At 46.2% G+C, this 10419-nt stretch carries 8 protein-coding genes; 5 read left to right on the forward strand and 3 right to left on the reverse strand.

Annotated elements, in window-relative coordinates; genetic code table 11:
- Positions 1-2 precede the first annotated feature (2 nt).
- Complete coding sequence (locus tag B6N13_RS22240) at positions 3-902, reverse strand: LysR family transcriptional regulator (protein ID WP_169460648.1); 900 nt, start codon at positions 900-902, stop codon at positions 3-5.
- Between the two features lie 107 nt (positions 903-1009).
- Between B6N13_RS22240 and B6N13_RS22245 the strand changes: the two genes are divergently transcribed.
- Both B6N13_RS22245 and B6N13_RS22250 read left to right on the forward strand, forming a co-directional pair.
- On the forward strand, positions 1010-2413 hold the full coding sequence (locus B6N13_RS22245) for a M20 family metallopeptidase (protein WP_169460649.1): 1404 nt from the start codon (positions 1010-1012) through the stop codon (positions 2411-2413).
- 93 nt (positions 2414-2506) lie between these two features.
- Positions 2507-3292, forward strand: a complete 786-nt coding sequence (locus B6N13_RS22250; RefSeq protein ID WP_348981563.1) for a sulfite exporter TauE/SafE family protein — start codon at positions 2507-2509, stop codon at positions 3290-3292.
- Positions 3293-3366: 74 nt separating this feature from the next.
- Here B6N13_RS22250 and B6N13_RS22255 read toward each other — a convergent pair whose 3' ends face one another.
- Together B6N13_RS22255 and xseA are read right to left on the reverse strand one after the other, a co-directional pair.
- Positions 3367-4662: an MFS transporter gene (locus tag B6N13_RS22255; RefSeq protein WP_012071811.1), complete on the reverse strand. Its 1296-nt coding sequence runs from the start codon at positions 4660-4662 to the stop codon at positions 3367-3369.
- 282 nt (positions 4663-4944) lie between these two features.
- Positions 4945-6285: an exodeoxyribonuclease VII large subunit gene (gene xseA / locus B6N13_RS22260; protein ID WP_169460650.1), complete on the reverse strand. Its 1341-nt coding sequence runs from the start codon at positions 6283-6285 to the stop codon at positions 4945-4947.
- Between the two features lie 93 nt (positions 6286-6378).
- On the opposite strand from xseA, the gene guaB reads away from it, so the two are divergent.
- The 3 genes from guaB (at position 6379) to B6N13_RS22275 (ending at position 10123) form a co-directional block, all read left to right on the forward strand.
- Positions 6379-7845: an IMP dehydrogenase gene (gene guaB / locus B6N13_RS22265; RefSeq protein ID WP_169460651.1), complete on the forward strand. Its 1467-nt coding sequence runs from the start codon at positions 6379-6381 to the stop codon at positions 7843-7845.
- Positions 7846-7972: 127 nt separating this feature from the next.
- Positions 7973-9550, forward strand: coding sequence for a glutamine-hydrolyzing GMP synthase (gene guaA / locus B6N13_RS22270; RefSeq protein WP_169460652.1), 1578 nt, complete (start codon positions 7973-7975; stop codon positions 9548-9550).
- Between the two features lie 369 nt (positions 9551-9919).
- On the forward strand, positions 9920-10123 hold the full coding sequence (locus B6N13_RS22275) for a hypothetical protein (protein WP_169459811.1): 204 nt from the start codon (positions 9920-9922) through the stop codon (positions 10121-10123).
- Positions 10124-10419 lie beyond the last annotated feature (296 nt).

Below are 10419 nucleotides of genomic sequence, written 5' to 3' on the forward strand. Positions count from 1 at the left end.
GGTTAACTTGTGCTTTTGAGTGACGCGGTGAGGTGAGAGAGAAAGTAACGTACGATCGCAGGTAACTTTCTTCTCGACATAATTTGCACCTGAAGACTGCGTTGGGCTAATGATGGCTCGCGCAGCGGGCGTATCACTAACCCATCTTGTTTTGCTCGTCTTGCCACGGTTAGCTCTCCACACAATGCAATAGCGTTTTTACTTTCGCTCGCAAAGGTATAAATGGAACCGGCCGAATCGCTCGATAAGGCTGGGATAATTTGTATCCCTTCAATGTGACAAGCAATATCAAATAAGTAACTCAGCGTTGTTCCTGAACCAGATGTGGCGACAGGGTACTCGGTTAGGTCTCTTATACTAATGTCTTGCTGGCTGGCTAGAGGGTGATTTTTGGATAATAAGGCGACGATCGGAGAGGGTACTTGCAGAGAGACTTCAACGCCTTGTTCAGGCTGTAAATTGAAGGTAAATGCAGCATCTACTCGGCCTTCTCTAACCAGTTGAGTCGCTTTACCTGAGTCGACTACTTGCAATGAAAAGCGCGCACTTGGGTATTCCAAGCGGAAGGTCGTAATCACGTGGGGAAGAAAGTCCCAAGCCATGCCTTCTGGGCAAGCCAGCGCGATAGATTGTTGCTGAATATTGCTGATGCCTTTCATTTCTGACATCACGTTCTTAAACTCCAATGCATTACGCAATGAATAGGTATAAAGAATATCCCCAGCTGGAGTGAGCAACATGCCTCTGGCTTTGCGTTCAAACAGTGTCAGCTGAAGCTTTTCTTCTAATTGGGCGATTTGTCGACTGATCGCCGACACTGCTACATGGAGCTCTTCTGAAGCCGCAGACAATGAACCAGTTTTCGCAACTGCATGGAAATATTTTAACGAGATATCATTCATAAGCTTTCTATTTTATAGAAGGTTTGATTGTGCAATTGATAATTGTTGTAAAGCTTATTACATCTTAAGCTAATTGCCATCATCATTTCGCGTATTTTGGAGAGATCATGTCCCAAACAACGAGCCAACATGGCCGTCAAACCGCTTTGCAATTCGCTGCTGCAACCATGAAAAATGGTCAATTTATCGACACGCTAACTCGTCGCGTAGCAATTGCGAGCGAGAGTCAAAACCCAAATGCCAGTGCGGAATTGATGACGTATTTAACCGATGAAATCCAACCGACGCTAATGAAGTTGGGCTTTGATTGTGAGATTTTCGCGAACCCAATACCCGCTTGCCCGCCCTTATTAATTGCGCAACGCATAGAAGATGAATCCCTACCAACCTTATTAACTTATGGTCATGGGGATGTCACCAATGGACAAGTTGAGCTGTGGCAAGAAGGCACACATCCTTGGGAATTGACTCAGATTGAGGAAAAAATCTTTGGCCGTGGTACTGCGGACAACAAAGGCCAGCATACGATTAACTTATTTGCTCTAGAGTCCGTATTGAAAGCGCGCGATGGCAAATTGGGCTACAACGTCAAAATTCTATTTGAAATGAGCGAAGAAGTGGGTTCTAAAGGTTTAGAGCAATTTTGCTTCGAGCAAAAAGAGGCGTTAAAAGCGGATCTTTTCTTAGCGTCGGATGGCCCTAGATTGAATGCCAAAACCCCCACGATTTTCTTGGGTTCTCGTGGTGTATGTCAATTCCGTTTACGCTGCGAAACGGGCAATGGGGCGCGTCACTCTGGTAACTGGGGCGGTGTAATTACGAACCCAGTTACACGCTTGCAGCATGCGCTTGCTAGTTTAACAACTGCTGATGGACGCATTACCGCAGAGTGTTTGCGTGCGCCTTTGCCAAGTGGTCTGACCGCTGAGATGATGCGCGAGTTAACGGTGGGTGGCTACGCGGGTGATCCGACCTTGAATAATCAATGGGGGGAGAAAGAACTGAGCGTAGGTGAGCGTTTATTTGGTTGTAACACGCTAGAAGTGATTGCCATTGGCGCTGGTGATGTTGAAAAGCCTATTGGAGCCATTCCAGATGTAGCTGAAGCCGTATGTCATTTGCGGATTGTGCCAGGAACGGATTGGCAAAATTTGGTGGTGAACCTATCGGCTTTTTTAGAAGAGAAAGGTTTGGGTGATGTAAAGGTGACCTTTGAAGGTGGTTACAGCGCGACGCGTTTGGATCCAACTCACCCTTGGGTTGGCTTTGTTAAGCGTTCTATGGAAACCTCGTTAGAGAAAACGGTAACGGTTTTGCCTAACTTGGGTGGTACTATTCCAAATCACTGTTTCGCAGATGTGTTGGCATTGCCGACGGTGTGGATGCCACACTCTTATCCTTCTTGCAAACAACATGCGCCGAACGAGCATTTGCTTGAGAACGTAGTGGAGCAAGGCCTTTTAGCCGCAGCTGGCTTGTTTTGGGACTTGGGCGAACATTGGCCTGAATAAAAGACACACTTTTCTGTTTGAAACGGTGGTCCAGTGAGGCCGCCGTTTTTCTTTGTATTGCTCTATAATGTTTTGATTTTTTTGGTAAATTCTATGATGGATTTTCTTTTGTATTTGGCGCTGGGGGCCTGCTCTGGATTATTAGCGGGATTGTTTGGCATTGGCGGTGGCTTGATCATTGTTCCTGTGCTGATTTTTAGTTTTACCTTGCAAGGCTTTTCTGGAGAGGTATTAACCCACCTTGCGGTTGGAACATCACTCAGTGCTATTTTCTTCACCTCGATAAACTCCGTATTAGCACACCACAAAAAAGGCGCGGTAGAGTGGCGAATGGTTATCTGGCTTGGGGCGGGGATTTTATTCGGTAGTTCATTGGGGGGCGTGACGGCTTCTTATATTCCGGGAGCGAATTTACAGCAAATCATTGGTGTATTTTCGCTCTTAATGTCGCTGCAAATGGCCTTAAATTGGCGTCCAAAAGGTCAGGGGCAGGGCTTAACAAAACCGGTTATGTCTGTGGCTGGCGTGGTGATTGGCTGGGTATCGGCCATATTTGGAATCGGTGGCGGTTCCTTGATGGTGCCATTCTTATCTTGGAAAGGGGTGGATATCAAAAAAGCTGTGGCGACCTCTGCGGCTTGCGGCTTGCCTATCGCTCTATCGGGTACTTTATCCTTTATAGTGATTGGTTGGAATCATACGCTATTGCCGTCTAAAAGCCTCGGTTTTGTATATTTACCTGCGTTAGCTGGTATCGCCTTGATGAGCATGTTTTCAGCTCGTTTTGGGGCGCTGTTGGCACATAAATTAAACCCGCTTATGTTAAGACGATTGTTCGCTCTATTATTGTTTGTTGTCGGCGTGAATTTTCTGGTCTGACGCCATTCCATCCTAGTTGCGATACATAAAAAAACGCCGAGTGGCGTTTTTTTATGATCAATCACGGGTTTGCTTTAATTGATTTTGAAGTGTCTGCGAATACCAAATAAGGCAAGCAAACTGATAAAACTGGTCAACAACAAGTAATAACTTGGTGCCATTTGATCGCCTGTGGCGCTGATGGTCCAGACTAGTAAGAAGGGCGTGAAGCTGCCGAACAAGGTTGTGCTGATGTTGTAGCTCAGCGCCATGCCGGTTGCTCGAACACGAGTTGGGAACATCTCAGACATTAGAGCAGGCAGTCCACCAAAGTACATAGACTTCAAGACACTTAACCAAAATAGAACGCTGGCAAGCATGATTAATGTTGGGTGGTGAGATAAAACGAAGAACGCAGGCCAAACTGTAATAAAGAACAGCACACCAGCGGCAATCATTAATCGAGTTCGACCAATGCGGTCAGACAAAATACCCACAAAAGGTGTTAAGAACATCAACACGGTATAGCTGATCAGCGTGCCGCCGTATCCAATGGAGTTGCTTAAGCCCAAGTATTTTGTGGCGTAAGTCGGCATGAAGATGATGGCATAAGTTACTGATGTAGATAGTATCATGGCGCCAATATTGAAAAAGATGCCAAGCTTATTATGGGCAAACAATTCAATTAGCGGCACTTTCTCTTCTTTTGATTCGGTAAATTCACCTGCTTCCTCAATGTGTTTGCGAATGTATAACCCCACAGGGCCAATCAATAAACCAAAGAAGAAAGGAATTCGCCAGCCCCAGCTTTCTAACTGATCTGTGGTTAATGTGGTGGTCAACAACAAGCCAAATCCTGCCCCCAATAGACCACTAAGCCCTTGGCTGGCAAACATGAAGCTAGAGATAAAGCCTTTACGTTCCGGATGATGCTCAACTAACATTGCCGTTGCGCTACCAAACTCACCACCGGCAGAAAATCCTTGCAACAATCGCGCAAGCAGTATCCCTAAAGGAGCAAGTAAGCCAATGGTTTCATAGGTTGGCATGACGGCGATCAAAAAGGTTCCGGCCATCATCAGCCAAATCGTTAACAGCATCGCGGCTTTACGGCCAATTTTGTCGGCATAACTGCCTATCACCATGGCGCCAATTGGGCGAATAAGATAAGACATCGCGAACGTAAAAAGTGCCAACATGAGTGACAGCGTTTCGTTATCGGTCGGGAAAAACAGTTTAGAAATAGTACGCGCAAAAAAGGCGTACACGATGAGGTCAAACCATTCCAAGGCGTTGCCAATGGAGGAGGCAACAATGAGTTTGAGTAGTTTTTTATCCGCAGGTTTTTGTGTGGAGGCTGAAACGCTCTCCATCTTATAAGTGTCCGACATTTAATGTGGCTCCGTTGTATTTTTTATCTTGCTAGTAACTCTCCGATCGATACTAGGGAATGATGAGATTTTGCACAATTATTCATTTATTAAGACTTCTTTGCTTTTTTTAGAAAGCTTAAAGCGTCCATTTTGGGGCGAATTAATTTGGAATGAATTTTATGGCTGCATGTTGGCCGGGTTTTCGTTCGAGATTCGCTAAGAATATTCTCTTTGGCAGATACATGGAGGAAGCAAGAGATCAAGCCGAATAAAGCCAAAGACTTGATCTCTAAAGTATTATTACGCTTTGGTTACATCACATGAAAGTACGCCATCTTGCACTCTCACCGATATTGAATCGCCTGCTTTTACGTCCTTAACAGAACGAATTACCTGTTCGTCTTTGGAAGCGATTGCGTACCCTCTGGCCAGAGTGTTGAGTGGGCTAACGAGGTTTAGCTTATCGATAATACGAGCGAAGGTAGTTTGCTTGTTGGTTAGGGTGTTGCTCAGTGCGCGAGCAAGGCGAGCATCCATGTCTTTTAGTTTTTGCCTATCTTGATCAATACGTCGACTTGGGCTGTTTCTTTCAAGTCGATGAGCCAGATTGGCGGTTTGGGTTTGTTGCTCTATTACTTTGCGCTGCATGCTTTGTTGTAAGCGGCGCTTGAGTTGATCGAGCTGGATTTGCTGCTGTTCAATGCGCTCTTTCGGATGACGAATACGCTTGATCATAAAGTCGAGCTGCTGCTGACTTTGCTCAAGAATGCGTGACATACGACGAGCCAGTTGTTTTTCTTGCTGCTCAATTTGCCGAACCAGATGATTGCGATCTGGGCTCAAAAGCTCCGCGGCGGCCGTTGGCGTGGCGGCGCGCACGTCGGCCACAAAATCCGCAATGGTAAAGTCAGTTTCATGACCTACTGCAGAAACAATAGGAGTTTGGGCGGCAAAAATTGCCCGAGCTAGAGTTTCGTCGTTAAAGCTCCATAAATCTTCCAATGAACCGCCACCGCGACCTAGGATAATAGCGTCAAAGTGTCCACTACCATCGGCTCGTTGTAATTGTCTTAGAATGTTTTTGGCGGCGTCTTGGCCCTGTACTAAAGAGGGCAGAATAGTCAGTTCGGTTAACGGAAATCGACGACGAAAGGCAATAACCATGTCTCGCACTGCTGCACCAATGGGGGAGGTGATGATGGCAACACGCTCAGGTTTGGTGGGCAGAGGTTTTTTGTGTTCAGGCGCGAACAGACCTTCGGCTTGCAAGGTGTTTTTTAATCGCTCAAATGCTTGTTGTAATGCGCCTTCTCCTGCGGATTCCATGCCTTCGACGCTGAGTTGGCAGTCGCCTCTTGGGCCATAAAAAGTGACGCGAGCACGCAAACGAACCATATCGCCATCTTTAGGTTTGAAACGTACAGCCGCGTTCTTACCTTTAAACATGGCGCAACGAATTTGTGCCTTGTCATCTTTAAGAGAAAAATACCAATGCCCTGAACTCGGCTTGGCTAGATTGGATATTTCTCCTTCTACAAGAATCCACGGTAAACTGGCTTCAAGTAGTTGTTGTATCTGTCTATTTAGCTGCGATACGGTAAAAGCCGTTTCTTGTGACACAGAAGTTGTAAATTTTTTCATCAATCTCTCGTGGTTTTGATTTACCGAATGCAACTATTGGAGTAGAATTACTTGCCATCTTAACACCCTTGTTGGCATTGGAAACTCCCCATTATGTTACGAATCGTGCAAGAAGCTTTAACGTTTGACGACGTATTGCTTATCCCCGGCTATTCCGAAGTTCTTCCTAAGGATGTTAGCCTCAAAACGAAAATCACTAAAGACATTGAGTTAAATATTCCACTTACGTCTTCAGCGATGGATACCGTTACTGAACATCGCATGGCGATTGCTCTGGCTCAAGAAGGTGGCATAGGCATTGTGCACAAAAACTTGACCATTGAAGAGCAAGCTCGCGAAGTGCGTCGTGTTAAAAAATTCGAAAGCGGCATCGTTCGTGATCTTGTTACTATCAATCCTGAAGCCAGCGTTCAAGAGCTAATGGACTTGACGGCCGCGAACAGCATTTCAAGTGTTCCAGTTGTTCAAGGTACTGACTTGGTTGGTATCGTAACAAGCCGTGATGTGCGCTTTGTTAAAGACTACGATAAAAAAGTCTCTGACATTATGACTCCAAAAGATCGCCTTGTTACAGCGCTTGAAGGAGCATCATCTGGTTCTATTCGCAAATTGCTACATGAAAATCGCATTGAGAAAGTGTTGATTGTGAATGAGCAATTTGAATTACGTGGCATGGTTACTGTAACCGATTTTAATAAAGCCACGACTTACCCGAATGCATGTAAAGACGACCAAGGTCGTTTGCGTGTTGGTGCCGCTGTTGGTACTGGCGCGGATACTGGTGATCGAGTGAAAGCTTTGTCTGATGCTGGTGTTGATATCATTGTTGTTGATACGGCTCATGGTCACTCTAAAGGCGTTATTGATCGTGTTCGTTGGGTAAAAGAAAACTTCCCTCATATTCAAGTTATTGGCGGTAATATCGCGACAGCAGAAGCAGCGATTGCTCTAGCAGACGCGGGTGCTGATGGCGTGAAAGTGGGTATCGGCCCAGGCTCTATTTGTACCACTCGTATCGTTGCTGGTGTGGGTGTTCCACAAATCAGTGCGGTAGCGAATGTAGCTGAAGTAATGAATCCTCGTGGTATTCCAGTGATCGCCGATGGCGGTGTTCGCTTCTCTGGTGACATTGCGAAAGCCATTGCGGCTGGTGCGAGTGTGATCATGGTTGGTGGACTATTGGCGGGTACTGATGAAGCGCCAGGTGAAGTGGTACTTTTCCAAGGTCGTTCATTTAAAGCGTACCGTGGTATGGGCTCGCTAGGTGCGATGTCTCAGTCTCAAGGTTCAAGTGATCGCTACTTCCAAGATTCAAGCAGCGTTGAAAAATTGGTTCCAGAGGGTATTGAAGGCCGTGTGCCGTCAAAAGGCCCAATGGCAGCGGTTGTACATCAGTTGATGGGTGGTGTTCGTTCTTCCATGGGCTACACTGGATCACCTGATATTGAAACTATGCGTACTAAGACTCAGTTTTCCCAGATTACGGGTGCTGGTATGCGTGAAAGTCACGTTCATGATGTGACAATTACGAAAGAAGCGCCAAATTATCACGTTGGTTAATCACGAGATAATTGACACCGAGATGGGGCGTACAACACGCCCCATCTTTATTTATTGCTCTTACTATTTATTGATTACTTCTACGAAAAGACTTAACGCTTAAGTAGAGTGAAAGGAATGGCTAATAATGTCGCAAGATATCCACGCTCATAAAATTCTTATTCTTGATTTCGGTTCTCAGTACACTCAGCTGATTGCGCGTCGTGTTCGTGAAATCGGCGTTTACTGTGAAGTTCGTGCTTTTGATATGGAAGATCAAGAAGTTATCGACTTTGATCCAAAAGGCATCATCCTTGCTGGCGGTCCTGAATCCGTTCCAGAGCCAGGTTCTCCTCGTGCACCAGAAGCAGTATTTACATTGGGTGTGCCGGTATTTGGTATTTGTTACGGTATGCAAACCATGGCAGAGCAATTGGGCGGTAAAGTTCAAGGTTCTGAAATCCGTGAGTTTGGTTACGCGCAAATCCGTAAGCACGAAGGGCCAGCTCTGTTTGACGACATTCAAGACCACATTGCTAACAATGGCGTTGCCTTGTTAGATGTTTGGATGAGTCATGGCGATAAAGTTATCACCATGCCAGAAGACTTTACTTTAATGGCGTCAACGGACAGCTGCCCAATTGCGGCTATGGCCAACGAAGCGAAGAAATTCTACGGTGTACAATTCCACCCAGAAGTAACTCATACGTTACAAGGTGGCCGTATCCTATCTCGTTTCATCGTCGATATTTGTGGTTGTGACACTTTGTGGACGCCTGCCAACATCGCACAAGATGCGATTGAACGCATGCAAGAGCAAGTAGGTGACAAAAAAGTTCTTCTAGCCCTTTCTGGTGGCGTGGATTCTTCTGTTGTAGCAGCATTGCTTCATAAAGCGATTGGCGACCAATTGACTTGTGTATTTGTCGACAACGGCTTGCTTCGTCTAAATGAAGGCGATCAAGTAATGAAAATGTTTGCAGACAACATGGGCGTAAAAGTGATTCGTGTTGATGCGGAAGACTTGTTCCTTGGCAAATTAGCAAACGAAGCAGATCCAGAGAAGAAACGTAAGATCATTGGTAATACCTTCATCGACGTTTTCGACACAGAAGCGACTAAACTGACGGATGTAGAGTTCCTTGCACAAGGCACTATTTACCCTGACGTGATTGAATCTGCCGCGTCTAAAACAGGCAAAGCACACGTTATCAAATCTCACCACAACGTAGGTGGTCTGCCAGAAGACATGCAATTCAAACTGGTTGAGCCTTTGCGTGAACTGTTCAAAGACGAAGTGCGTAAGCTAGGTCTTGAACTAGGCCTACCGTATGACATGGTTTACCGTCATCCTTTCCCAGGACCAGGTCTAGGTGTTCGTATCCTTGGCGAAGTGAAGAAAGAATACGCTGACATCCTACGTCGTGCTGATGCTATCTTCATCGAAGAGCTACGCAACGCTGGCTGGTACGAGAAAACAAGCCAAGCTTTCGCGGTATTCCTTCCAGTTAAATCTGTTGGCGTAGTAGGCGACGGCCGCCGTTACGAATACGTGGTAGCACTTCGTGCTGTTGAAACCATCGACTTCATGACAGCACGTTGGGCGCACTTACCGTACGAACTGCTAGAGAAAGTGTCTGGTCGTATCATCAACGAAATCGAACACATCTCCCGCGTGACTTACGACGTATCCTCTAAGCCACCTGCTACTATCGAGTGGGAGTAGGGCTTGCTCTATATCGATTAAGCCTTCCAACTAACGAAAATGCCAGTCAGTTCTCTGACTGGCATTTTTTGTTTGCCCAGCGAAGCTGGCAAACCCGTCAGGTTGTAAGAAACCTGTCTCACCCCGACTGGGGGGAAGAGAATCCGAATCGCAAGGGCGTTGCTGGCCAACGGCAGGGTCTGAAGGAAGCGATAGGAAGTTAACAGTACACAACGCAAGTGAACCTGCTTCGGCAGTTTAGGTGGGTAAGCGTGCAAAATAGCGCAAAGCCCGATACTCAGTCAGACCTAGGCTGTGTTTGAGGGTGGCATTGTTAACAGGGCGTCAGTGCAGTAACTGGGGAAGCCTGGCATCCAATCCGGTCTTGAATTGGAAGCATGCGTTCGAGGTGTGAGCCAAGGCGTGTGTTGGTGTGAGGTGGCAGATGAATCCGTAGTAGTGAGTAAAGCTCAGCCAATGAAACCCAGTAATGGTGTGGAGGAGAAAACTGAGCTGACCAACAGCATGACGTTTGTTGGGGCATCGTTTAGTCAAAAGCTAATCGGTGTTGCGAAGGGAGGAAGTAAGCTTTAAGTCTGTGATGAGCAGATGTTTTTTTTTAGTGGTACACGAACTGACGAATAATCGGGGTCTTCCAGCGTGGTGATCTGTGGAAGCAGAAAACTGGAGTTGGAAACCGTACGAGGGAGTAGATCTGACACCGTTTTAGTAAATTGCCATTGAGCTAGAAGGCTAAACCTCAGAGCGAAATAGACCAACATGAAGAAGWAACATTTTGTCCCCACACAGCGCACAACCCAAGAGGAGAGGCACCGAGTTTATTACAGCATGTATGGTCACTTGCTGAGTAAGGAGAGACTGTACAAAGG

Source organism: Marinomonas sp. UCMA 3892 (assembly GCF_012726345.1).
GTDB lineage: Bacteria > Pseudomonadota > Gammaproteobacteria > Pseudomonadales > Marinomonadaceae > Marinomonas.